This window comes from Eubacterium oxidoreducens, assembly GCF_900104415.1.
Taxonomy (GTDB): Bacteria; Bacillota; Clostridia; order Lachnospirales; family Lachnospiraceae; genus Eubacterium_C; species Eubacterium_C oxidoreducens.
The window spans coordinates 63,458-87,262 of record NZ_FMXR01000005.1 but is presented as its reverse complement, the minus strand read 5'-3'; the positions used below and the strand labels follow the sequence as shown (position 1 = coordinate 87,262).

General features: G+C 40.9%; 22 protein-coding genes. 4 read left to right on the top strand and 18 right to left on the bottom strand.

The window, feature by feature from the left end; translation table 11 throughout:
* Nucleotides 1-8: 8 nt before the first annotated feature.
* Nucleotides 9-899 (bottom strand): 4-hydroxy-tetrahydrodipicolinate synthase, encoded by an 891-nt coding sequence (gene dapA, locus BLS20_RS02095; RefSeq protein WP_090171699.1) that lies wholly within the window; start codon nucleotides 897-899, stop codon nucleotides 9-11.
* 48 nt (nucleotides 900-947) lie between these two features.
* Nucleotides 948-1,433 (bottom strand): cob(I)yrinic acid a,c-diamide adenosyltransferase, encoded by a 486-nt coding sequence (locus tag BLS20_RS02090; RefSeq protein ID WP_090171698.1) that lies wholly within the window; start codon nucleotides 1,431-1,433, stop codon nucleotides 948-950.
* Between the two features lie 262 nt (nucleotides 1,434-1,695).
* Between BLS20_RS02090 and typA the strand changes: the two genes are divergently transcribed.
* The gene (gene typA, locus BLS20_RS02085) at nucleotides 1,696-3,528 is read left to right on the top strand and encodes a translational GTPase TypA (RefSeq protein WP_090171697.1); all 1,833 of its coding nucleotides are present in this window, start codon (nucleotides 1,696-1,698) and stop codon (nucleotides 3,526-3,528) included.
* Nucleotides 3,529-3,558: 30 nt separating this feature from the next.
* Here the strand turns inward: typA and BLS20_RS02080 are convergent, their stop codons facing one another.
* The 6 genes from BLS20_RS02080 to hisA all read right to left on the bottom strand — a co-directional run bounded on the left by BLS20_RS02080 (nucleotide 3,559) and on the right by hisA (nucleotide 9,366).
* On the bottom strand, nucleotides 3,559-4,122 hold the full coding sequence (locus BLS20_RS02080) for a 5-formyltetrahydrofolate cyclo-ligase (protein WP_090171696.1): 564 nt from the start codon (nucleotides 4,120-4,122) through the stop codon (nucleotides 3,559-3,561).
* A 12-nt stretch (nucleotides 4,123-4,134) separates the two neighbouring features.
* Nucleotides 4,135-5,316, bottom strand: coding sequence for a pyridoxal phosphate-dependent aminotransferase (locus tag BLS20_RS02075; protein WP_090171695.1), 1,182 nt, complete (start codon nucleotides 5,314-5,316; stop codon nucleotides 4,135-4,137).
* Between the two features lie 84 nt (nucleotides 5,317-5,400).
* Nucleotides 5,401-6,615, bottom strand: coding sequence for an LL-diaminopimelate aminotransferase (locus BLS20_RS02070; RefSeq protein ID WP_090171694.1), 1,215 nt, complete (start codon nucleotides 6,613-6,615; stop codon nucleotides 5,401-5,403).
* A gap of 46 nt (nucleotides 6,616-6,661) precedes the next feature.
* A complete protein-coding gene (locus BLS20_RS02065; RefSeq protein WP_090171693.1) occupies nucleotides 6,662-7,210 on the bottom strand; it encodes an ANTAR domain-containing response regulator in 549 nt (182 codons plus the stop codon).
* A gap of 29 nt (nucleotides 7,211-7,239) precedes the next feature.
* The gene (gene glnA / locus BLS20_RS02060; protein ID WP_090171692.1) at nucleotides 7,240-8,571 is read right to left on the bottom strand and encodes a type I glutamate--ammonia ligase; all 1,332 of its coding nucleotides are present in this window, start codon (nucleotides 8,569-8,571) and stop codon (nucleotides 7,240-7,242) included.
* A 12-nt stretch (nucleotides 8,572-8,583) separates the two neighbouring features.
* The gene (gene hisA, locus BLS20_RS02055) at nucleotides 8,584-9,366 is read right to left on the bottom strand and encodes a phosphoribosylformimino-5-aminoimidazole carboxamide ribotide isomerase (RefSeq protein WP_090171691.1); all 783 of its coding nucleotides are present in this window, start codon (nucleotides 9,364-9,366) and stop codon (nucleotides 8,584-8,586) included.
* Nucleotides 9,367-9,608: 242 nt separating this feature from the next.
* Here hisA and guaB point away from each other — a divergent pair, with 242 nt between their 5' ends.
* Nucleotides 9,609-11,066: an IMP dehydrogenase gene (gene guaB, locus BLS20_RS02050; protein ID WP_090171690.1), complete on the top strand. Its 1,458-nt coding sequence runs from the start codon at nucleotides 9,609-9,611 to the stop codon at nucleotides 11,064-11,066.
* A 108-nt stretch (nucleotides 11,067-11,174) separates the two neighbouring features.
* Nucleotides 11,175-12,386, top strand: coding sequence for a methyl-accepting chemotaxis protein (locus BLS20_RS02045; protein WP_090171689.1), 1,212 nt, complete (start codon nucleotides 11,175-11,177; stop codon nucleotides 12,384-12,386).
* 64 nt (nucleotides 12,387-12,450) lie between these two features.
* Here BLS20_RS02045 and BLS20_RS02040 read toward each other — a convergent pair whose 3' ends face one another.
* The 8 genes from BLS20_RS02040 to BLS20_RS02005 all read right to left on the bottom strand — a co-directional run bounded on the left by BLS20_RS02040 (nucleotide 12,451) and on the right by BLS20_RS02005 (nucleotide 22,089).
* A complete protein-coding gene (locus BLS20_RS02040) occupies nucleotides 12,451-13,434 on the bottom strand; it encodes an SseB family protein (RefSeq protein WP_090171688.1) in 984 nt (327 codons plus the stop codon).
* Between the two features lie 34 nt (nucleotides 13,435-13,468).
* The gene (gene mgtE / locus BLS20_RS02035) at nucleotides 13,469-14,914 is read right to left on the bottom strand and encodes a magnesium transporter (protein ID WP_242870511.1); all 1,446 of its coding nucleotides are present in this window, start codon (nucleotides 14,912-14,914) and stop codon (nucleotides 13,469-13,471) included.
* A gap of 66 nt (nucleotides 14,915-14,980) precedes the next feature.
* Complete coding sequence (gene yihA / locus BLS20_RS02030) at nucleotides 14,981-15,571, bottom strand: ribosome biogenesis GTP-binding protein YihA/YsxC (protein ID WP_090171687.1); 591 nt, start codon at nucleotides 15,569-15,571, stop codon at nucleotides 14,981-14,983.
* Between the two features lie 4 nt (nucleotides 15,572-15,575).
* On the bottom strand, nucleotides 15,576-17,885 hold the full coding sequence (gene lon / locus BLS20_RS02025) for an endopeptidase La (protein ID WP_090172029.1): 2,310 nt from the start codon (nucleotides 17,883-17,885) through the stop codon (nucleotides 15,576-15,578).
* Between the two features lie 11 nt (nucleotides 17,886-17,896).
* Complete coding sequence (gene clpX, locus BLS20_RS02020; RefSeq protein WP_090171686.1) at nucleotides 17,897-19,180, bottom strand: ATP-dependent Clp protease ATP-binding subunit ClpX; 1,284 nt, start codon at nucleotides 19,178-19,180, stop codon at nucleotides 17,897-17,899.
* Between the two features lie 95 nt (nucleotides 19,181-19,275).
* Nucleotides 19,276-19,869, bottom strand: a complete 594-nt coding sequence (clpP, locus tag BLS20_RS02015; protein WP_090171685.1) for an ATP-dependent Clp endopeptidase proteolytic subunit ClpP — start codon at nucleotides 19,867-19,869, stop codon at nucleotides 19,276-19,278.
* 110 nt (nucleotides 19,870-19,979) lie between these two features.
* Entirely contained in the window at nucleotides 19,980-21,410 is a 1,431-nt protein-coding gene (gene tig, locus BLS20_RS02010) for a trigger factor (RefSeq protein WP_090171684.1), read from the bottom strand.
* 133 nt (nucleotides 21,411-21,543) lie between these two features.
* Nucleotides 21,544-22,089, bottom strand: coding sequence for a DJ-1 family glyoxalase III (locus BLS20_RS02005; RefSeq protein ID WP_176762249.1), 546 nt, complete (start codon nucleotides 22,087-22,089; stop codon nucleotides 21,544-21,546).
* 76 nt (nucleotides 22,090-22,165) lie between these two features.
* Here BLS20_RS02005 and BLS20_RS02000 point away from each other — a divergent pair, with 76 nt between their 5' ends.
* On the top strand, nucleotides 22,166-22,636 hold the full coding sequence (locus BLS20_RS02000) for a CYTH domain-containing protein (protein WP_090171682.1): 471 nt from the start codon (nucleotides 22,166-22,168) through the stop codon (nucleotides 22,634-22,636).
* On the opposite strand, the gene BLS20_RS01995 is transcribed toward BLS20_RS02000, so the two are convergent.
* A complete protein-coding gene (locus BLS20_RS01995; RefSeq protein WP_242870510.1) occupies nucleotides 22,633-23,175 on the bottom strand; it encodes a DUF1653 domain-containing protein in 543 nt (180 codons plus the stop codon). The two genes, BLS20_RS02000 and BLS20_RS01995, sit on opposite strands and share 4 nt — an antisense overlap.
* 20 nt (nucleotides 23,176-23,195) lie before the next feature.
* The gene (locus tag BLS20_RS01990) at nucleotides 23,196-23,804 is read right to left on the bottom strand and encodes a hypothetical protein (RefSeq protein WP_090171681.1); all 609 of its coding nucleotides are present in this window, start codon (nucleotides 23,802-23,804) and stop codon (nucleotides 23,196-23,198) included.
* Nucleotide 23,805: the final 1 nt, after the last annotated feature.

Below are 23,805 nucleotides of genomic sequence, written 5' to 3'. Positions count from 1 at the left end.
TCATCTTCTTACGCAAGCTTTAATCCAAACTCTCTCATTGCTGCCTTAAGACCTTCCTCATGTTCTTTTTCAAGCTGAGTAAGAGGCATACGAAGTGGTCCTACATTCATTCCCATAAAGTTCATAGCCGCTTTTACCGGAATCGGATTCACTTCGCAGAACAACTGCTTAATAAGCGGATATGCTTTCAACTGCATCTCCATTGCTTTCTTGGTATCTCCCTCCAGATAGCTTATGCACATATCATGCACATACTTAGGCGCAACATTGGAAAGAACCGAAATAACACCAAGTCCGCCAACTGACATAAGTGGAATAACCTGATCATCATTACCGGAATACATTTCCAACTTACCATCTGTCAAACTCATCGTATGCACACCCTGTTCAATATTGCCGGTTGCATCTTTCATTCCAACAATGTTTTCTTTTGTATGAAAAAGCGTTGCTGCTGTCTGTGGTTGGATATTACATCCCGTACGCGATGGCACATTATACATAATAATCGGTACTTTAATCGCATCGGCAATCATGGAATAATGTTTAATCAATCCACCCTGCGTAGCTTTATTATAATAAGGAGTTACAACCAAAACGCCATCTACGCCGGCGTTTTGTGCGTCCTGCGACAATTCAATGGCTGTCTGCGTACAATTAGAGCCTGTACCGGCAACAACCGGAATACGCTTTTTGGTAAATTCTACAGCAGCTTTAATTACCTGCTTGTGTTCCTCTATTGTAAGTGTAGATCCTTCACCGGTAGTTCCTGCAATAACAATGCAGTCAGTGCCGCCGGCAATCTGCATCTCGATGATTTCCTCGAGTTTATCATAATTAACCTCCAGGTTGTCATTCATCGGTGTAACGATCGCGATACCTGCGCCCTTAAAAATTGACATATTCCTATTCCTCCTACATCATCTAACAATTTTCCAAACTTTATACTACTACTCAACTGTAATATTGTAAATATCTGTTGCTGCTTCTCGAATCATATCATCGAGATATCTTCCGGTCAGTACTAACACGGTTCCTTCCGGCTTCGCTTCGAACAGGCTGCGAACCTCCTCTTTGCTGATTAATCCGCTGTGTACCAATCCCAAAAATTCATCCAATACCAAAAGTTCACAACTTCTTGTTGACATAACTTTCTTGGCAAAATTAATTCCGTTTTTCATATTCATGCTTTCTTCCTGCTTCTCTGTTTCAGAAAGATCGTTAAAATTCTTATTGCTTCTTTGAAAACGAAAATACTTCAGTTCCGGTTCCATTCGTGTAAAATATTCTGCATTAAACTCATTAGTTCCCTTAAAAAACTGAATAAAATTCGTGCTTATACCACGGCTTGCGGCTTCTACTGCTTTTCCAAGTGCAACTTGTGTTTTCCCGCGGCCTTCCCCATAATATACCGTAATATTATCATAGTCACTCATGTTCAAGTCCTCCTCCGGTTCGCAGAGCGTTTCCCCTCACTCGGAGTCTCCCCCCGACTGAGTTAAAAAATGTTTCTAACACTAGAATCACATAGTTTCCATAATTTTATTCTGAAGTCCAAATAACGATAGCATAAACGCCCCTAAAATGCAAATATTTCTGCTTTTTCTTGCACACCTTAATTTTTATTGCTATAATGTATCGTTAGTGCGTAAGAAAACCGTAAACAACCTTATTATAATAGAAAGAAGGCTTACCAATATGCAAACAACAAGAGAGGATATTCGCAATATTGCAATTATTGCACACGTAGACCACGGCAAGACAACACTTGTCGATGAATTACTGAAACAAAGCGGCGTATTTCGCGCCAACCAGGAAGTACAAGAACGCGTCATGGATTCCAATGATATCGAGCGTGAGCGTGGTATCACAATTCTTTCCAAAAACACGGCTGTATTTTATAAGGACACCAAGATTAACATTATCGATACCCCTGGTCATGCCGACTTTGGTGGTGAAGTTGAACGTGTTTTGAAAATGGTGGATGGTGTTGTACTCGTGGTAGATGCTTTCGAAGGCGCAATGCCTCAGACGAAATTCGTTTTGATGAAAGCTCTCGCGTTAGACCTTCCGGTCATTGTCTGCATTAATAAGATTGACCGTCCAGAAGCACGTCCGGACGAAGTCATCGATGACGTCCTCGAACTTTTCATGGATCTTGATGCTTCTGACGAGCAGCTTGACTGTCCATTTATCTATGCATCCGCCCGTGATGGTTATGCCATGAAAGATCTAAACGACGAACGAAAGGACATGATTCCGCTGTTCGAAACTATCATAGATTATATCCCTGGGCCAACCGGTGATCCGGATGCCAACACACAGGTTCTCATTTCCACAATCGACTACAACGAATATGTTGGTCGTATCGGAATCGGTAAAGTGGATAATGGTTCCTTAAAAATAAACCAGGAAGCACTTGTTGTAAACCATCATGATCCTGACAAGCAAAAGAAAGTTCGCATCAATAAACTGTATGAATTTGACGGTCTTAATAAAGTAGAAGTCGACGAAGCCAAGATTGGTTCTATCGTTGCGGTATCTGGTATTGCTGACATTCACATCGGAGATACCATCTGTTCTTTGGACAATCCGCAGCCAATTCCGTTCCAAAAGATTTCCGAACCAACTTTGTCCATGAACTTTATTGTCAATGATTCTCCTTTTGCCGGACAGGAAGGTAAATACGTAACTTCCCGTCACTTAAAGGATCGTCTGCTGAGCGAACTAAATACCGACGTGTCTCTTCGTGTAGAAGAAACAGAAAGCACCGATAGCTTTAAAGTATCCGGTCGTGGAGAGCTTCATCTGTCTGTCTTAATTGAAAATATGCGCCGTGAAGGTTATGAATTTGCGGTAAGCAAAGCAGAAGTATTATATAAAGAAGATGAAAACGGAAAACGTCTCGAGCCAATGGAACAAGCGTATATCGATGTCCCTGAGGAATTCACCGGCGCCGTTATCGAAAAACTCAGCCAGCGAAAAGGCGAACTGCAAAACATGTATCCAATCAGCGGCGGATATACTCGTTTGGAATTCAAGATTCCTTCACGCGGTCTGATTGGTTACCGCGGAGAATTCTTAACAGACACCAAAGGAAACGGTATCATCAACACGATTTTCGATGGATATGAGCCATTTAAAGGCGAAATCGCATATCGTAAGACAGGTTCTTTAATTGCCTTTGAAACAGGCGTATCGGTAACCTACGGACTGTTTTCCGCACAAGATCGCGGAACCTTATTTATCGGTGCAGGCGAAAAAGTATACGCAGGTATGGTAATCGGTCAGTGTGCTCGTGCAGAGGATATCGAGCTTAATGTCTGCAAGAAAAAACATCTGACAAATACCCGTACTTCTTCCGCTGATGAAGCCTTGACCCTCGTTCCTCCAAGAATCCTAAGTCTTGAACAGGCAATTGACTTTATCGATACCGATGAACTTTTAGAAGTCACTCCCGAATCTCTTCGTATTCGTAAACGAATCCTAGACCCGACTTTAAGAAAGCGTGCCGGTTTCAATAAGAAATAAAAACAAAAATCCAATTGATAGAAACTTCTGTCAATTGGATTTTTTTATTATTCGATTCGGCGTTACAACCAAATCCAGTTCGATATCTAATTCATCTGTCTCAACCCGGCTGGCAATCTGCTCTTCAAACCCTATGCCGATTTTCCACAGCCCGGAATGCCTCGCAAAAAAACGATCATAATATCCTTTTCCATATCCCATGCGATATCCTCTTGTATCAAACACCAGACCGGGCGTTAATACCGCAATCTTTTTGTCTGCAAAAGCAAATTCTTCACACGAATCTACCGGTTCCATCACATGAAAACAACCTTCTTCTAATTGCTCCCACGAACAAACCTTGTAAAATATCATATCATCGCCTTTCACCTTAGGCAATGCCAACTCTTTGCCCTCTGCCATCAACTCTTCCATAAACGAAACAAGGGACACCTCACTGCCGAGCGGATAAAAGGCAAGATAGGCATCCACTTGATATTCGCAAAACAGCTTCTTAAGCCGGGCACAGATCTTTTCTGATCCTTTTGTGCGTTGCATATCTGACATCTCATTTCTAAGACGACTATATAGCGCGCGTTGCTGTTTTTTATTCATCCACTTAATTCCTTACTGATAACTGTCATACAAACGCTTAAATGCCGGAATCGAATCCTTAACGATCTGGTAAGGTACACAATATGAGATTCTTACCCAACCCGGTCCATAAAATGCTTTTCCCGGAGCCATAAGTATGCGCTCTTTCTTGGCCCTCTGGCAAAATTCCCAATCGTCCTCTTCTAACGCTTTCATAAAGAGATAAAATGCGCCATCCGGTCGGATGCACTCATAACCAATTTGCGTCAAAGAATCATACAACAGATTACGATTCTTCTCATACACACTTACATCAACCGCCGCGTCCACACACTTAAGCAACATCTTCTGCTGCAAAGACGGCGCATTGACATATCCCATATAACGCATAGAAGCCGTAAGACCGGCAAATACTTCATTCACATCTGCCATCTTCGGTGATAATGCTGCATAACCGATACGTTCTCCGGGAATCGATAACGTCTTACTATAAGAATAAACGATAATCGTATCATCATAATAATCCGGAATAAACGGAATCTCGATTCCATAAGACAGCTTTCTATATGGCTCATCTGAAATCAGATAGATTGGATGTCCATACTTTTCTTCCATCTCACGCATCACATTGGCAACCATTTTGATTGATTCCTCCGTATATACAGCACCGGTTGGATTGTTTGGAGTATTAATCAGCACAATGCGGGTTTTTTCAGAAAATGCAGCGCGAAAAGTTGTCTCATCCGGCTGCAAAGTCTCTTGATTACATAATGCCGGAACGAGCTTTCCATACAGCGTTTCTACATAGCTTTTATATTCCCAAAAATACGGTGCAAATGTTACTACTTCATCTCCCGCATCCAATAATGTATTACACAAAAGCGCAATTGCACAAGCCGCTCCCGAGGTCATACAGATATTTTCGACTCCATAGGATGCAGCGTACTTACCATTTAAGTAATCCGCAACACACTGTCTGACTTCCGGATGTCCAACATTACTTGGATATCCATGAAGTGCCAATGGTGCTTGCGTATCTAAAATCTCCTTCATTGTGTCATTAACAATAGCCGGAGGTTCAACCGATGGATTACCGATACTAAAATCAAAGATGTTCTCTTTGCCATATATGGCCGCAAGCTTCTTACCTTCTTCAAAAATATCACGAATTGAAATCGCCTCTTCCAAGGACTTTTGCATACGTTTTGAAATCATTTTTCTTTTCCTCTCAAAAATCAAAATATCAAGAGTTATTATTGCACTTTAAAGCGTTAAAGTCAACTATAACCGTAACGCCTCTTACATACTTTTGATTCTTTCGAGTGCTGCGAGCGAATTTTCATAAGTTCCAAATGCTGTCAAACGAAAATATCCTTCACCGCTCGGTCCAAATCCGGATCCCGGAGTTCCAACAACATTGGCACGCTCTAGTAAATCATCAAAGAACTCCCAGCTTGTCATATTATTCGGTGTCTTCAACCAGATATAAGGTGCGTTAACACCGCCAAACACAGTATAGCCTGCATCCTTAAGTCCCTGCTTTATAACTGCTGCATTCTTCATATAATAAGCAATCTGTTCTTTAAGCTGCGCTTTACCTGCTTGTGAATATACCGCTTCTCCTGCTCTTTGCTGAATATACGGCGCACCATTAAACTTGGTTCCGTGACGACGCGCCCACATATCATGAAGCGACGCATTTTTACTTTTAAGGTCTTTTGGCACAACGGTGTAACCAAGTCGCACTCCGGTAAAACCTGCATTTTTTGAAAAGCTCTTAATTTCAATTGCACAGGTTCTTGCTCCTTCACATTCATAGATTGAATGCGGCACATCCTCTTCTGATATATAAGCCTCATAGGCAGCATCATAGATAATGACTGCTCCAACACGATTTGCATAATCTACCCATTCTTGCAATTGTGCTTTTGTAAGCGTTGTACCCGTTGGGTTATTCGGACAACAAAGATAAATCATCTGTGGTGTCTCCTTTGGAAATTCCGGCACAAAATGATTCTCCATGGTCGTTGGCATATAAATCACCCTGCTCCATGTCTCCGTCTTAGGATCATAGGTTCCGGTTCTTCCCGCCATAACATTTGAATCTACATAAACCGGATAGACCGGATCGCATACTGCAATTTTGGCATCTTGTGAAAACAGTTCCTGAATATTACCGGAATCCGACTTTGCACCATCCGATACAAAGATTTCGTCTGCGCTGATTTCACAGCCCCTTGCCTTATAATCATTTTGCGCAATCGTATTACGCAAAAATTCGTATCCAAGATCCGGCGCATATCCCTGAAACGTATCTGCATTTGCCATCTCGTCAACCGCTTTGTGAAGCGCCTCAATAATCGCCGGCGCAAGAGGCTGCGTGACATCACCGATACCCAATCGGATAATCTCTTTCTCTGGATGAGCCTGTGTAAAATCACTCACCTTTTTTGCTATGTTACTAAATAAGTAACTGCCCGGAAGCTTTAAATAATTCTCGTTTACCTCAAACATAATAAGTAATCCTCCTAATTTATATATTTATGTATATCTTTTCCCTTTAGCCATCCATCATACTAATAATCATCTGCGCCGTTTCCGTAAGTGACGTTGCCGAATCCATGCTGGTCTTTTGCAGATACTTATGTGCCTGCTCCTCACTCAGCTGATTTCGTTCCATCAAAATATGCTTGGCCTGATCGATGATTTGTTGTTCCTTTACACTTCTTTTCTTCGGTTGCGCCTTGTCCTTCTTGCGCCGCCGTTCCATGCCATATATCATCATCTCAAGAGTGCTCAGCAGTTCATGTACCTTAAGCGGCATCGAACATGAGACGATATTTCGATTGCCATCTTCAAGCAAGACCGCTTTTGATGTAATAAGCAACATCTCAAAATTTTGAGGAACATATTCCACCATTTCTTCGCAAGTCATATCCACAAACCGGTATGCCGAAATCAAAATCCCATATTCAAGATCTTGTATCTTACCGATTGCCTGACCTCCCGTTGTGCAAACAGCTGCTACGTCATATCCATTTTTAATCAAAATATTTCGGATACTTCTACCGACTTCCGGCTTTGGGAATGCTACCACAATACTTAGCATCTATGCACCATTCCTCTCCAACGGGTTCTCTAATACTTATACAAATACTCATCAACTTCCCACTTTGTTACCTGCTCGCGATATTCCATCCATTCGGTCTTCTTAGCCGTAATATATTTTTGTGAAATATGAGAGCCAAGCACTCCCTTGATAAATTCATCTTTTTCAAGCTCGCGAACAGCCAAAAGCAAATTCTCCGGAAGATATTCGATTCCCCGACGCTCTAGTTCCTCATCGGACATCTCGTACACATTTTCATTTACCGGTGCCGGCGGCTCAATTTTATTACGAATTCCATCAAGACCAGCCTCAAGGCAAACGGCCAGACACAGGTATGGATTTGCAGCCGGATCCGGACATCTAAGTTCCACTCTCGTAGACGCTCCTCTTGATGCCGGAATACGAATCAGCGGACTTCTATTCACCGATGACCAGGCAATATGATTTGGTGCTTCAAAGCCCGGCACCAATCTTTTATAAGAATTTACCAGCGGATTCGTAATTGCGGTCATTCCTTTGATATGTTTTATCAACCCACCGATAAAATAGTACGCTTCTTTGCTAAGACCAAGTTCATCACTTTGATTTTCAAAAATATTTTTTCCATCTTTAAACAATGACATATTAATATGCATACCGGAACCGGCAATTCCATATTTCGGTTTTGGCATAAATGTTGCATACATGCCATGACGCTTTGCAATTGTTTTAACTGTCAATTTAAATGTCATAATATTATCTGCGGCATGCATCGCTTCTTCATATTTAAAATCAATTTCATGCTGCGCAGGTGCCACTTCATGATGCGATGCTTCAATTTCAAATCCCATATCTTCCAATGAAAGCACCATATCTCGCCTTGTATTTTCCCCAAGATCAATCGGTCCTAGATCAAAATAACCGGCGCGCTCATGAGAAATCGTTGTCGGCTGTCCGTCATCATCTGTGTGGAACAGGAAAAATTCGCACTCCGGTCCCACATTGAATGTATAGCCATCCTTCGCTGCATCCTCAATAGCGCGTCTTAATATATAGCGAGGATCCCCTTCAAACGGTTCCTGGTTTGGTCTGTATATATCGCAGATCACACGCGCCACTTTTCCCTGCTGTGGTCTCCATGGAAACACCTCAAACGTCTCGTAATCCGGTATCAGATACATATCCGACTCTTCAATCCGGACAAATCCATCTATCGACGAACCGTCAAACATACATTTATTGCTTAGCGCTTTATCAAGCTGACTTGATGTAATCGCCACATTTTTGAGTTGTCCAAACATATCGGTAAATTGAAGGCGTATAAACTCCACCCCTTCTTCTTCTACCATTCTTATAATATCTTCTTTTGTGTATCTTCCCATAATGTTACTCCTTTACTGATAACTTTGAATTCTATTCAATACTTCTTCCAATTTCAATGAACCGCCAAATGTATCCATGGCACTTCCTATCGTCACATTAATATTTCCACCACCAAGCCGGTATATGGTATCAATATCTTCCATGGATGAAATCCCACCGGCATACGTCAATGGAATCTTACCCCACTGACCGAGCATCTGCGCAAGTTCACTTTCTATTCCACTATTCTTTCCTTCTACATCTACTGCGTGAATCAAAAATTCATCCGCATAGCTACTTAGCTCATCCAAAAAAGCTTCACTAATCTTCTCTTGCGTAAACTTCTGCCATCTGTCTGTCACAACATAATAGTCGTCATCTTTTCTTCGGGCACTCACATCCAATACCAGGTGCTCCTTGCCAACCTGATTCGACAACTCCTTTAATCTGTCATAATTAATTCTACCTTCAGAGAACACATAGGAAGTCACAATCACATGTGATGCTCCTGCCTCCAAAAACTCGATTGCACTCTGCGGCGTTATTCCTCCGCCAACCTGCATCCCATTCGGGTATGCGTGCAAAGCAGAAATTGCTTGCTTTTTTGTTGCTTCATAATCAGGAGTTCCTTTCTTATCCAAAAGAATAATATGTCCTCCCGTAATGTGTTTCTTCTTATATAAATTTGCAAAATCTGCCGCATCCCGATCCGACACGAAATTCTCCTTAACCTTTGAAGATGCATCGGTAATCGAGCTTCCGACAATCTGCTTTACCTTTCCTGCATGAATATCAATACATGGGCGAAACTGCATAATTCGACTCTCCTAACTGTCAGTTTTTTCCATTGTAACATAAAAAAAGACAAAGTGCTCCTAAGTCGGAACGCCATTGTCCACAAAAAATCATATCATACTTTCTTAAAATTGTGAACTTCTTTTATTGACTTCGTTATATAACTTTGCTAAACTTACTAAAATCCCCTAGTTACGGGTAATTGGTGGGCAATTCACCATTTCAAATAAAATATAGATTCAACGAAAGAGAGGAAAAAAAAATGGCTCGTATTATCGGCGAAGGAATTACATTTGATGACGTACTTTTGGTTCCGTCTTATTCAGAAGTAACACCAAATATGGTTGACCTTACTACTTATCTTACAAAAAAAATCAAACTTAACATCCCTATGATGAGTGCTGGTATGGATACCGTTACCGAACACCGTATGGCAATCGCCATGGCTCGTCAAGGTGGTATCGGAATCATTCACAAAAATATGTCTATCGAACAGCAGGCAGATGAGGTCGATAAAGTAAAACGTTCCGAGAACGGAGTCATTACAGATCCATTCTTCCTTTCTGCAGAGCATACACTTCAAGATGCCGATAATCTGATGGCAAAATACAAGATTTCCGGTGTTCCGATTACGAAAGAAGACGGAACACTCATCGGTATCATCACAAACCGTGATTTAAAATTCGAAGAAGATTATACCAAGAAGATTTCAGAATGCATGACCAGTGAGAACTTAAGCACTGCACCTGTCGGTATCTCCTTAGAAGATGCGAAGAAGATTTTGGCAAAATCAAGAAAAGAAAAGCTTCCGATTGTAGATGACAATTTCAAGCTTCGCGGACTGATTACCATTAAAGATATTGAAAAACAGATCAAATATCCAAATTCTGCCAAGGATGATCAAGGTCGTCTCTTGTGCGGCGCAGGAGTCGGATTTACTGCTAATATGATGGATCGTATTGCAGCCCTCGTTGAGGCACATGTTGATGTGATCGTTTTAGATTCCGCTCATGGCCATTCCAAAAATGTGATTGAGGCTGCTGCCAATATTAAGAAGAAATATCCGGATCTTCAAGTGATTGCAGGTAATGTAGCAACCGGAGAAGCAACGAAAGCATTAATTGATGCCGGAGTTGATGCTGTAAAGGTTGGTATTGGACCTGGTTCTATCTGTACAACCCGTGTCGTTGCAGGTATCGGTGTTCCACAGATTACCGCTGTTATGGATTGTTATGAAGCAGCAAAAGATGCCGGTATTCCAATCATCGCAGACGGTGGTCTTAAGTATTCCGGTGATATGGTCAAAGCACTTGCTGCCGGCGCCAACACCTGTATGATGGGTAGCATGTTTGCCGGATGTGACGAAGCTCCGGGAACCTTCGAATTCTATCAAGGAAGAAAATTTAAAGTTTATCGTGGTATGGGTTCTCTTGCCGCTATGGAAAACGGCAGCAAGGATCGTTACTTCCAGGAAGATGCCAAGAAACTGGTTCCGGAAGGAGTCGAAGGACGTGTGGCCTATAAGGGTTCTGTAGAAGATACCGTCTTCCAGTTAATCGGTGGTATTCGCTCAGGTATGGGATACTGTGGATGTGCGACAATCGAGGATTTGAAACAAAACAGCAAATTCGTTAAGATTTCAGCAGCTTCTCTTAAAGAATCTCATCCTCATGATATTCATATCACAAAAGAAGCACCGAACTATTCTATCGACGAATAATATAATTCGAGACACTGTTACTGTATGTAGCAGTGTCTTTTTTCTTGTACTTTATACCCAAAAACACTATAATAATAGATAATGGTAATTTTATATTGGGGGTAAACTATGAAACAAAAATCTACACTCTTTGCAACCGGAATCATTGGTGTGCTGATTGCCGGTATTATTCCGGCTCTATTCACATCCGGAATCATTGGCGGTAGTTTTATTCAACAGATGATTGCAACTGCCGTATGCATTGTTATTGGGCTGATTCTTGTTATTATTGGTATTCAGATTTTTGAAAAAAACTATTCTAAGACCAATCACGAAACATCTACATACCCGGACGAAGTTCCTACTGTATCCGGACTTCTTCGTGAAGAAGCCGGTGAAAACCCTGATGATAGTTTCGCAGATGAACAAGAAATGCTTCCTTCTAAACCGGCATCTACGCACGAACAGCTGAACACTTCCATTAATGATATCGCGGAGCGTTCTTCAACCATTGCAGAGGGTATTCAAAATATTACATTTATCATGGACGAGCTCACTGCCTCTTTAGATCGGACTGTAACTTCTATCTCCGATTTGAATGAAGTTGCCAATGAAATGGATACTTCTTTTGCTGATATGCAATCAGCTGCCAAGGAAAATTCTGATTATATGGAAGAAATTTCACGAAAAGCACATAATGTCAGACTCGCTTCTCTTGACACGAAGAACGAAGTTATTACAAAGGCGCAAGAAGTCGAAAAATCCATGACCGAGAAGATTGAAGCTTCTAAAGCTGTTCGCCAGATTGAAGAATTAACAGAAAACATTCTCGAGATTTCCGATCAGACCAATCTGCTTGCACTAAATGCTTCCATTGAAGCTGCACATGCCGGTGATTCGGGACGAGGATTTGCAATTGTTGCTTCCGAAATCACAAAGCTTGCCGATATGACCTCAACGACCGCAACACAGATTCAAAAAATCAGTAAGATTGTAATCGAGAAAGTCGAAGAACTTGCGGAAGAATCTGCACATGTCATCGATTTTCTAAACACACGAACAACTTCCGGTTATGATAAACTTGTTGAAACGAGTAACGATTATCAGAACGATTCGAAGATTATGTTTGATATGATGCAGGATTTTGCCGGTGCTATTACGATGTTAGAAGATCATATGAGTAATATTACACAATCTTTAGAAAGCATTGCATCTTCTTCACAAAACAATGTAGAAGAGCTTTCTACCGCAAGCGATACAACTTTCCAGGTTCTTACTGCTGCGGACGAAACTTCACAGCTTGCTAATAATAGCCGAAACTTACTAAACAACATATCATAGAGATTTCATAGGTAACATACCTACGCAGAAAAAAACGGACATATAAATCATATGTCCGTTTTGTTTATATACGATTTTTAACAATCTGCTCTGACAATTCCATCACCTTTTGCATTTCCGCGCTTTCATTAGGCGCCGGCTCAAGAATTTCATGTTTTGTCTTTCCTTCTTCTATCTCGATCACACATCCAAGCATAGACTCTTCGTTCGGCTTTGGTACATGAATCGTATAATACTGAATCAAATCAAGGCTAAATGAATAGGTGATATAGACTCTTTTACAATGTCCGGGACGAGCATTTTTTTGCGGCAAATCAATGCGAATAAGACCAAGATCTTGCGTGATATTTAAATCCATCACCGAAAAGTCACTGCTCTTATAAGGACTTTCTAATCCCTTAACCTTCTTATAAGGATCCGAAAAGATCTCACAAATCGCACCTTCACCGCCTTCACAGATAGAATCGAATCCCTTTTCCTTTTGTTCAAACAAAATCTTCGGAAGAAGATGCAGTTCAATACTTCTTCTTGTAATATCATGAAATTGCTCCGGCGTCATCTTAACTTCTTTTCCCGGAACAACCGGCACTTTACCCTGAGCAAATTCTTTGACAAATGCATCAATCGCCGGTTTTTTAAATGTAACATTGTGTGAAAATGCATTCACTACAATACCTTCTAATTTAGCATTTTGAGCCAGTTTGCAGCAATCCGAGAATTTCATATCCAGTACAAATGGAAATTTATTCTCCTTAGGAAGTTCTCCATGTCCCGTATAGACACCGAAGAAATGACCACCTTCATTGCTTTTTAATATTGCCGGCACCGGTTTGACACCTTTTGGAAGCTTAATCGCCTGTCCTTGCTTGGCATCTTTTAACTGATTGCGATCAAACTCCGGAGGAAAATTCGCCTGCATTAAGACTCTTGTTGTTCCAAGGAGTGGAACAATCTGATTCATAACTTCTTTTTTTTGATTCTTAGAAAACTCCTCTAACAATGTCTCGAGCTTTCCGTTATCTACATCTTTAATTGTTTTCGCTTCCATAATTTATTTCTTCTCCATCTTTCGTCAAGACTGATCACCCGGTTATCTGCATGAGGTTAATCAGCAAAATCCAGGTCAGTCCGTAATAGCTAACGACAGCAACCAAATCATTCACTGTCGTAATCAGTGGTCCCGACGCCACTGCAGGGTCTACTTTAATTTTATTAAAGAAAAGTGGAATCAAAGTTCCCATGAGAGATGATATAATCATCGCTACCAACAATGAAATACCGATACACATAGAAATCGCAAATGATTGATGCACCGCAAATCCTTTTGCAATATGAATATATAAACCGGTTCCAACAAATGCCAAAATACCAAGCAAAATACCATTGGTAAATCCTACACGCATTTCTTTAAATACCAGCTTCGCCTTATTCTTAAATGTCAGATTCTCATCTACCAGTACTCGAATCGTCACAGCCAAAGACTGCGTACCTACATTACCTGCCATATCGAGAATCAAGGACTGAAAAGCAATCACGACCGTAAGCTGCGCTACAACGCCCTCAAAGATACCAATCACAGAAGAAACAACAAGCCCTAACACAAACAGTATCAAAAGCCACGGAAGACGCTTTTTCATGCTTTCGAGTAAGGGTTCCTTTAAATCTTCCTCGCCTATCAATCCGGCTAACTTCGCATAGTCTTCTCCCATTTCTTCATCGACAACTTCAATGACATCCTGCGCTGTAATGACACCAATCAGCTTCTTGTCATTATCCAATACCGGAATGGAATCTTCCGAATAATCTTTAATTTCTTCAAGACATTCCGCGATATCTTCATGTGCATAGACATAAGGATAAGAAGTCGAAATAAGATCTTCAAGATTCGTATGCGTTCTCGCAACAATCAAATCCTTTAAATCAATCGCTCCATAAAATGTCTCATCATCTTCTACAACATAGATTGTTCCGATATTATCATTATCTGCTGCCTGATCCACTAAAGACTTCATAGCCTGTCGGATGGAAAGACCTCTTCCGATCACAATGTAATTGGTTGTCATCTTACTACCAATTTCATCATCGTCATAAGAAGAAATCATACGAATATCCTGCTTTGATTCTTCATCAAGCAGGTTAATCAGTTCATTTCTTTTGTCGTCTTCAAGTTCCTCAAGGATGTCAACGGCTTCATCGGCATCCATGGATTCTAAGATGTTGACTGCCTGATCGATACCCAGCTCGGAAATAATCTCCTTCGCAACATCCTCATCCAGATATGCAAATACATCCGATATTGCTTCATCTCCCAGAATCCGGAACAATTTCACTCGTTCTTTCGCACTTAAATCATCTAGGATTTCCGCAATATCGTTATCATGATAATCATTTAAAAGTTCACGAATAGCATCATCTGAAGCGCTACTTTTTAAAATTGCAATCAGCTCGGCTTCATAGTCCGGTCTTTCAGGTACGATGGTATCCTCTTCAACTTCAATTTTGATTTCATTTTCATCTTTCGTTGACAAAACACCACCTCATTTCTATTCGTTTTATAGACTGAAAAAACTCTTATACTAAGATAACATATTTGTTTATTCAGTGTCCACAATCTCATCCATAATCGCCCAGATTTCCTCTCGTCCCTGCTTCGAGATCGACGAAAATGGAATCAATGTGGTTCCTTTCTTTAATTCAAGACCTTCCTTTAAGATCTTAATCTGCTTTTGCACCTGTGAACGTTTCAGCTTGTCAAGCTTTGTAGCAACGATCACCGGTTCAAACCCCTGATATACAATCCAGTCATACATCATCTTGTCATTTGCCGATGGTTTATGGCGAATATCAATTAGCAAAAATACTTTTTTAAGCTGCTTTGATGTATGTAGATACTTTTCAATCATCTCACCCCATTTTTTCTTCTCAGCCTCAGATACCTTCGCAAACCCGTACCCCGGAAGATCAACCAGATAGATTTCTTCATTAATATTATAATAATTGATCGTCTGCGTTTTTCCCGGCTGAGCCGAAGTCCTCGCTAAAGCTTTGCGATTCATTAAAGCATTAATCAAAGAAGACTTGCCGACATTAGATTTTCCTGCAAAAGCCACTTCCGGAAGTGTATTGTCCGGAAGTGTACTTGTATATCCACATACTGTTTCCAAATTTACATTTTTTATAACCATGTCTTTATTCCTTTATCAGCGCAGCCTTCAAAACCTGCGACATTTCTGATACGTAGATAATATTCATTCCATCTGTAACTTCATCCGGCACCTGTAATACATCATTTTCATTTTTCTTAGGTACGCAGACCGTATCAATCTTGGCATTCTTCGCGGCAAGCAATTTTTCCTTCAATCCTCCGATTGGAAGGACTCTTCCGCGAAGTGTCACCTCACCTGTCATAGAAAGATTGGCTCGCACCTTAATCCCTGTAACAGCCGACAAAAGCGCTGTCGTCATTGTAATACCTGCAGATGGACCATCTTTTGGCACAGCGCCTTCCGGAATGTGAATATGAATGTCATGTTCTGCAAAAAAATCCTTTTCAATCTTATATTGTTTTGACTGACTTCGAACATAGCTTAATGCCGCATATGCCGACTCCTTCATGACATCTCCAAGTTGTCCTGTAAGCTTTAGCTGACCTTTTCCCGGCATAACATTTACTTCAACTTCTAGTGTTACGCCGCCTACGCTTGTCCATGCAAGTCCTCTGACAACACCAACCTCATCGGAATCATTCTTCAAATGATCGCGGTATTTTTCTTTTCCAAGATATTCTTCTAGGTTGGTTTTTGTAATCTTGATTGTTTTCTTCTCATCTTCATAGATTTCTTTTGCTGCTTTTCGGCAGACTTTCGCAATCTGACGCTCACATCCGCGCACCCCGGCTTCCTTGGTATAATACCGGATAATTCTGCTCATAGCTGCATCTGTAATTGTTAGCTGCTTTTTCTTTAGACCATGTTTTTGAATCTGTTTTTCTAAAAGATGGTCCTTTGCAATATGAAGCTTTTCCGTTTCGAGATAAGAACTTAGCTCAATAATTTCCATACGATCCAAAAGCGGACGCGGAATCGTTTCAAGCGAATTCGCTGTTGCAATAAAAAGCACCTGTGACAGATCAACCGGAAGCTCTACATAGTGATCGCGGAATTTGCAATTTTGCTCACTGTCGCATACCTCAAGCAATGCAGAAAACGTATCCCCTTTATAATCTCTTGACACCTTATCAATCTCATCAAGAAGTAAAAGAGGATTCTTCACGCCGGCATTTTTCAGTGCATTTACAATGCGCCCCGGCATAGCTCCCACATAAGTCTTTCTATGTCCACGGATCTCGGCTTCATCATGCACTCCGCCAAGACTGATGCGTTCATACTTCTTATTCAACGCTTTCGCCACACTACGTGCAATCGAAGTCTTTCCGGTTCCCGGCGGTCCAACCAGACACAAAATAGGACTATCGCCCTTTGCCGTAAGATTACGAACAGCCAAAAACTCTAGAATTCTTTCTTTTACCTTTTCAAGTCCGTAATGATCTTCCGCTAAGATCTTCGCTGCATTATCCAAATCATTATTATCTTCAGACGTCTTATCCCACGGCAAAGCTAATAATGTTTCAATATATCCTCTTGTCACCGCGCTCTCAGACGAGGTCGGCGATAACTTATTAAGATGCTTAATTTCTTTTTTTAGTTTTTCTTTTACTTCCTCTGATGCCTCAAGAGATTCCACCTGGCGCTGAAATTCCATGATTTCACTATCTTCATCTTCTTCGCCTAGTTCTTCCCGGATTAATTTAAGTTGTTCTTTTAGCACGTATTCTCGCTGATTTTTATCAATACGTTCCTTGACTTTTATCTGCAGATCCTGCCGAATGTGAAAGATATCAATTTCCTTTTCAAGTTCATCCATAAGAAGCTGTGCCTGCTTATCAAGTTCTTTCGTAGCAAGCAGTTGCAACTTTGTTCTGTTGCGAAACGGGAGACTGTTCGCGACATGATAAATCATATCTTCTAGCTCGTCAATCTGTTCGATTCTGTCTGATACACTCTTGCCGATTTTATCATTGAGCTTACAATAGCCTAACGCCATATCCTTAATTTCACGAAGCATTGCTTCTAGCGAAATATCTTCTACCTGCTCTTTTTCGCTTTTGGATTCCACGCTAACTTTCGCTAAGACATACGGCTCTTCTAGTTCAAACGAAACAAGACGTGCGCGTACCTGACCGATTACAAGTACACGCACCACATTCTTTTGAAGCTTCACAATCTGCTTTATCTCAGCAACCAAACCATATTCATATAAATCTGCCATGGCCGGTTGTTCCTTTGCCGGATCTTTTTGCGTCGCAATAAATATCTTTTGTTCATCTCGCATCGCCGCTTCAATCGCCTTGATGGATTTTTGGCGACTGACGTCAAAATTCACCAGCATACCGGGAAGCATCGTCATCTCTTTTAGTGCAACCATCGGGATATTTTTCATTTCCGACACGATTAACTTACTCTCCCTTTATATTCTATTTCTTTTCCATCTCTAACAACAAGAGGGAAACCGGTATTATCAATTACCTCTTTCGTAATCAGGCACTTTGTTACGTCTTTTTCTGACGGAATATCATACATCAAATCAATTGTTGCATCTTCTACAATTGTTCGAAGACCTCTAGCTCCGGTCTCGCGTTCTAGTGCTTTTTCAGCAATCGCTACGAGGGCGTCTTCCTCGAATTCAAGTTCTACTCCGTCCAATTCAAACAATGTCTTATATTGTCTTACCAAAGAGTTCTTCGGCTCTGTCAAGATTCTAATAAGTGCCTCTTTATCTAGTGCGTCAAGTGATACAATTACCGGAACACGTCCGATAAACTCCGGAATCAATCCGTATTTCACAAAATCTTGCGGATGCACTTCTTGTAATACCTCACCAAGATTGGTTCCTTCAGGATTTCCAAGTTCTGCATTAAATCCCATTGATTTTTTATTCATTCTGTTTTCAATAATTGAATCAATGCCTGCAAATGCACCGCCGCAGATAAATAAGATATTCGTTGTATCAATACGAATCAATTCTGCTTGCGGATGCTTTCTTCCACCCTTAGGCGGAACGGATGCTATCGTTCCTTCAAGAATCTTCAATAATGCCTGCTGAACACCTTCACCTGATACATCTCTTGTAATAGATACATTCTCAGACTTCTTTGTAATCTTATCGATCTCATCAATATAAACAATACCGCGCTGTGCACGTTCAATATCATAATCTGCCGCCTGAATCAGCTTCAACAAAATATTTTCCACATCTTCACCGACATATCCGGCCTCCGTAAGCGTTGTAGCATCTGCAATTGCAAATGGTACTCCAAGAATCTTTGCCAGTGTCTGCGCAAGAAGTGTCTTACCCGAACCGGTCGGCCCAAGCATCAAGACATTGGACTTTTGCAATTCCACATCTGTCTCCTGTTCAGACAAAATTCTTTTATAATGATTATAAACCGCTACCGAAAGCACTTTCTTGGCACGTTCTTGACCAATGACATATTGATCCAAAAAAGCTTTTAATTCACGTGGTCTTAAAAGATTAATATCTTCGCTCGTAAACATTTCTTCTTCATACATACCATAAAGTTCTTCATCCACGATCTCTTTGCAAATATCAATACACTGATTGCAGATATATTGCCCCGCCGGACCCGAAATTAATTTTTCCACCTGCGCTTCAGCTTTCCCGCAAAAAGCACATCTAGGGATTTTGATATTCGTGTTTTTTCCTTTTCCTGCCATTAACTCTCTCCTATTTCGTTTCTCCTAGCTATTACGCTAAATATAGCGCAATAGGGACAGGCCTATTGCAGGCTTCTGTCCCTTAAGATCAAAAATTATTCGCGATTTGTGATAACGCTGTCAATCAGTCCGTACTCCATCGCTTCCTTCGCATCCATATAATAATCGCGTTCTGTATCCGCTGCGATAACATCATATGGCTTTCCTGTATTAGCTGCCAGGATTTCATTTAATTTTTTCTTGGTCTTCAAGATATTTTCTGCTGCAATCTGAATCTCAGTCGCCTGACCTCTAGCTCCACCTGATGGCTGATGAATCATGATTTCCGCATTCGGAAGTGCCATTCTCTTACCTTTTGCGCCTCCGGCCAAAAGGAACGCTCCCATGCTGGCTGCAAGGCCTATACAAATTGTTGATACATCGCACTTTATATATTGCATCGTATCATAAATTGCCATGCCGGCCGTTACCATTCCACCCGGTGAATTGATATAAAGCTGGATATCCTTTGAAGGGTCCTCCGACTCTAAAAACAGAAGCTGTGCAATCACAAGACTTGCTGTTGTCTCATTCACTTCTTCACCCAAAAAGATGATTCTCTCTTTTAATAATCGAGAATAAATATCATAGCTACGTTCACCCTTACTTGTCTGTTCTACGACGTAAGGCACCAAACTGTTTGTAATCATTTCGTTACCCTCCTACACATTTCTATTATATCAAAAAACACAAGAAGGTGCTGCACCATAAGGCATATCGCAGCACCGACTTATCACCGGGCATCCCCGGAATATTCTTCTTAAGCTTCTTCCTTATCTGCTTTCTTTGTTGTCTTCTTAGTTGTAGAAGATTTCTTAGCAGTTGTCTTTTTAGCAGTTGTCTTCTTTGGCTTTTCCTCTTTTTCCTTAGCCTCTGCTTCCTTCTCAGCCTTTGTCTTAGCCTTTGCTCTTTCTTTTACATTTTCCATAACAAAGTCAACGGCTTTGCGAATCTTAATATCATTCTTAACAGATTCCATCTGTTCCGGCGGAACCATTTCCTTAAGCTGTGCAAGTTCCATGTTGTACATTGCTGCTGTCTCTTCAAGTTCCTTCTCAACATCCTCATCTGTTACTTCGAGATTCTCAACTTCCGCAATCTTCTCGAGAACCAATGTGTTCTTGATATTTCTTTCCGCATCAGGTCTCATCTGTTCTTTGAGTTTATCCAGATCCATTCCTGAGAACTGCAGATACTGATCAATAGAAAGTCCCTGCTGCGCAATTCTCTGTCCAAAATCGTCAATCATTCTCTGAACATTCGTTTCAATCATAGCTTCCGGAATATCCATCTTAGACTTATCTACGATCTTAGCTACTGCTTCATCTTCTTTATCTCTTGTTGCCTGCTCTTCTTTTCTCTTGGCAACAGTCTCTTTTACGCTTTCTTTATATTCTGCAAAAGTATCAAATTCAGATACGTCCTGTGCAAATTCATCATCAAGCTCAGGCAGCTGCTTTTCTTTGATTTCATGTAAAGTAACTGCAAATACTGCCGGCTTTCCGGCAAGCTCTGTCTGTGGATAATCTTCCGGGAATGATACGTTAACTTCTACGTCTTCTCCGCTCTTCTTACCAATCAGCTGCTGCTCGAAGTCTCCGATAAAGCTATGAGAGCCGATTACCAGTGAATAGTTTTCAGCTTCTCCGCCTTCAAATGCTGTACCGTCAATGGTTCCCTTAAAGTCAATCACTACGGTATCGCCATCTTTTACTTCACGGTCCGTAACGGTTACTGTACGTGCATTCTTTTCTCTTTCGCTCTGAAGTTCTGCTTCAAGTTCTTCGTCTGATACGCTACAGTCAATCTTCGTAACGGTTACTCCATTATATTTTCCAAGCTCTACGTCCGGCTTAGTTGCTACTTCAGCAGTAAAAATCAAATTCTTTCCAGCTTCAATCTGTGTAATATCAATTGCCGGAATAGATACAATATCTAATTCACTTTCTGTAGCAGCCTTGGTATAAGCTGATGGAAGAAGCTGATTAGCAGCATCTTCATAAAAAATATCTGCGCCATATATTTTCTCGATTACTTTTCTAGGTACTTTTCCTTTACGAAATCCCTGAATCGAAATCTTACTCTTCTGTTTCTGATAAACTGACTCGATTGCTTTCTCAAAGTCTTCTGCTGGTACTTCCACAGTAAGTTTCGCCATATTATGCTCTAACTGTTCTACCTGTACACTCATTTTTTAATAATCCTCCTTAATAATAACTACTTTCCGCTTATTATAAGCCTATTTTTGACAGGCCCTTGTCGCCTCAAACGCAAAGTAGCCTACAATCAAATGGCATTATATCACAGCCTAGAGTAAATTTCAATTAAAAAACTATGCTTTGTGCAATCTCTTTTGCCACAGACGCATCCTCTAGCTCTTCTAATATTGCAAGTGCAAATTCTATCGTTTTGCCCATGCCGGGTGCGGTAATGATATTGCCGTCTTTTGTCACTTCATTCTTTACATATATAGCGCCATCTAATTCCTTTTCCATCCCCGGATAGATGGTTGCTTTCTTTCCATTTAAGATTCCAATCTTACCAAGAACTCCCGGTGCTGCACAAATTGCAGCAATCAGCTTGCCCTCTTCATATGCCCTCTTAACTTCCTTGTGAATCTTCTCATTTTTTAATAAGGTCTCATATCCTCCAAGTCCACCCGGAAGAATCAAAGCGTCCAGCTCATCAAATCGCACTTCATTTAGGCGCTTGTCCGTAACAAGTGTGATTCCTCTTCCTGTTTTGACGGTCTCACAACCTTCTACATTCACAAGATCCACAATCACATCCGCTCTTCTTAATACATCCACTGTTGCCAATGCTTCCACATCTTCAAATCCGTCTGCCAAAAAAATTGCTGCTTTTTTCATTTTTGTTCCTCCTATGCTATACTTAATGAAGCAAATGGGGCTTACCCCAATCTGCAAATGAAAGGATATCATTGCCATGGAAATTGAACGCCGATTCTTAATTGACACTTTACCAAACGATGCCTTATCGCATCCGTTTCGCATGATTACGCAAGGCTATTTAAATACATCGCCTGCGATTCGCGTCCGATGTGACAACGATCAATATTACATGACTTATAAAGGCAGAAAATTCAAAGGTTCTCTTGCCGTAGAAGAATATAACCTTCCGTTAAATAAGGAAAGCTATGAACATCTTTTAGCCAAAGCTGACGGATATATCATCTCCAAAAAAAGATATCTTATCCCCGATCAGGGCTATACAATTGAACTGGATGTTTTCGAAGGTGTCCATGCTCCACTTATCATTGCCGAAGTGGAATTTCCTTCCGACGAAGAAGCTCTGCGCTACTTACCTCCGTCCTGGTTTGGGGAAGAAATCACCGGCAAAAAAGGGTATTCCAATTCTTATTTAAGTGCACATACAGCGCCGTTTTCGTCCAACTAACGACCAAAACGGCCTGTTTCAAATCGGTTCTTAGTATCTAGACAAACGCTTAATTGCTTATATCGTTCCTCTATCGGACCTTCTTCAATAACCACGTCAAGTACAACTGCTATATCATTAATCAATCGATCTGTCAGTTCATTTTTGATTTCTTTTAGCACTTGTATCTGTTGGTTCGTATCCTGTGCATCCAAAAAGCGAAGCAACAGCGGATTCGCCTGTTCGCCAGCCTCTTCTTGGCTATGCATTTCATCCATCTGCGTTGCCGTCTTTAGATTTTCCTTTTTCTCCTCATCCGCAATCATCGAGTTTCTATCTACTTTTTCAAATCGATACTTCTGCGTTACCTGCGGATATTTTTCATGATCCACTTCACTTAAGAACATCTCTTTTGGCCTTGCATAAACACGATAATCTCCATAAAGAGCCTGATAAATAACCAATTCTTCTCCTGTCTCAGAATGCTCAGCAACCGCCACAATCTGATACATTTTATTTTTAAAATGGCGAAACAACTCGCCGCTATGTACTGTTCTCAAATCCTTACCTTCATTTCCTGCTATAACGCTTTATTAATCATTTCTATGCCTTCCGCTACAAAATCCCGCGAAAACCGGATTTTGGTATCCGGTCCTTTAATCATAAGGTCTCGAACTGTCGCCATCAGATCCTCATTTTCCTCTCGAAGCCGCATCTGTTCCTGCTTGATAATTTCTTCCATATTCGGCTTTTTACGTTCTTTTGTCGAGGCCATATCTGGATTTACTGCTGCATTCGCCTGTTCTAGTGTTTTATCCTTACCAAAATCCTCATTCACATTTCGATTGGCTCTTTCTAAAATTTCAGATGCACTGCTTTTCTTAACAGGTTCTTCAAACAGATTCGCCCAAGAAGTTTCTTGACTTTTTCCTTTCGCGGCATTCTTTTGCTTCGTCATGGCGGCCTTTGCTGCCATACTCTTATTTTGTTTTTTTCCTGTCTTTTTCTTTTGTGCGGATGTCTGTTGTTCCTTCACGCTCCACTCTTGCGTCTGATTGACCTGCGCTGCCTGCTTTTTCAGTGCCTGCATCTTTTGCTGCTGCTTTGTTTTCGCAGCTATATTCTTAGTTGCTACTGATGAAGCAATTAAAATAACAACGAATATCACCCATATTACCAATATTATCATA

What these genes read in the sequence shown, in the direction of transcription:
- dapA (WP_090171699.1), bottom strand. Translation starts at nt 899, where the DNA reads ATGTCAATTTTTAAGGGCGCAGGTATCGCGATCGTTACACCGATGAAT.
- BLS20_RS02090 (WP_090171698.1), bottom strand. Translation starts at nt 1,433, where the DNA reads ATGAGTGACTATGATAATATTACGGTATATTATGGGGAAGGCCGCGGG.
- typA (WP_090171697.1), top strand. Translation starts at nt 1,696, where the DNA reads ATGCAAACAACAAGAGAGGATATTCGCAATATTGCAATTATTGCACAC.
- BLS20_RS02080 (WP_090171696.1), bottom strand. Translation starts at nt 4,122, where the DNA reads ATGAATAAAAAACAGCAACGCGCGCTATATAGTCGTCTTAGAAATGAG.
- BLS20_RS02075 (WP_090171695.1), bottom strand. Translation starts at nt 5,316, where the DNA reads ATGATTTCAAAACGTATGCAAAAGTCCTTGGAAGAGGCGATTTCAATT.
- BLS20_RS02070 (WP_090171694.1), bottom strand. Translation starts at nt 6,615, where the DNA reads ATGTTTGAGGTAAACGAGAATTATTTAAAGCTTCCGGGCAGTTACTTA.
- BLS20_RS02065 (WP_090171693.1), bottom strand. Translation starts at nt 7,210, where the DNA reads ATGCTAAGTATTGTGGTAGCATTCCCAAAGCCGGAAGTCGGTAGAAGT.
- glnA (WP_090171692.1), bottom strand. Translation starts at nt 8,571, where the DNA reads ATGGGAAGATACACAAAAGAAGATATTATAAGAATGGTAGAAGAAGAA.
- hisA (WP_090171691.1), bottom strand. Translation starts at nt 9,366, where the DNA reads ATGCAGTTTCGCCCATGTATTGATATTCATGCAGGAAAGGTAAAGCAG.
- guaB (WP_090171690.1), top strand. Translation starts at nt 9,609, where the DNA reads ATGGCTCGTATTATCGGCGAAGGAATTACATTTGATGACGTACTTTTG.
- BLS20_RS02045 (WP_090171689.1), top strand. Translation starts at nt 11,175, where the DNA reads ATGAAACAAAAATCTACACTCTTTGCAACCGGAATCATTGGTGTGCTG.
- BLS20_RS02040 (WP_090171688.1), bottom strand. Translation starts at nt 13,434, where the DNA reads ATGGAAGCGAAAACAATTAAAGATGTAGATAACGGAAAGCTCGAGACA.
- yihA (WP_090171687.1), bottom strand. Translation starts at nt 15,571, where the DNA reads ATGGTTATAAAAAATGTAAATTTGGAAACAGTATGTGGATATACAAGT.
- lon (WP_090172029.1), bottom strand. Translation starts at nt 17,885, where the DNA reads ATGAAAAATATCCCGATGGTTGCACTAAAAGAGATGACGATGCTTCCC.
- clpX (WP_090171686.1), bottom strand. Translation starts at nt 19,180, where the DNA reads ATGGCAGGAAAAGGAAAAAACACGAATATCAAAATCCCTAGATGTGCT.
- clpP (WP_090171685.1), bottom strand. Translation starts at nt 19,869, where the DNA reads ATGATTACAAACAGTTTGGTGCCTTACGTCGTAGAACAGACAAGTAAG.
- tig (WP_090171684.1), bottom strand. Translation starts at nt 21,410, where the DNA reads ATGAGTGTACAGGTAGAACAGTTAGAGCATAATATGGCGAAACTTACT.
- BLS20_RS02005 (WP_176762249.1), bottom strand. Translation starts at nt 22,089, where the DNA reads ATGAAAAAAGCAGCAATTTTTTTGGCAGACGGATTTGAAGATGTGGAA.
- BLS20_RS02000 (WP_090171682.1), top strand. Translation starts at nt 22,166, where the DNA reads ATGGAAATTGAACGCCGATTCTTAATTGACACTTTACCAAACGATGCC.
- BLS20_RS01990 (WP_090171681.1), bottom strand. Translation starts at nt 23,804, where the DNA reads ATGATAATATTGGTAATATGGGTGATATTCGTTGTTATTTTAATTGCT.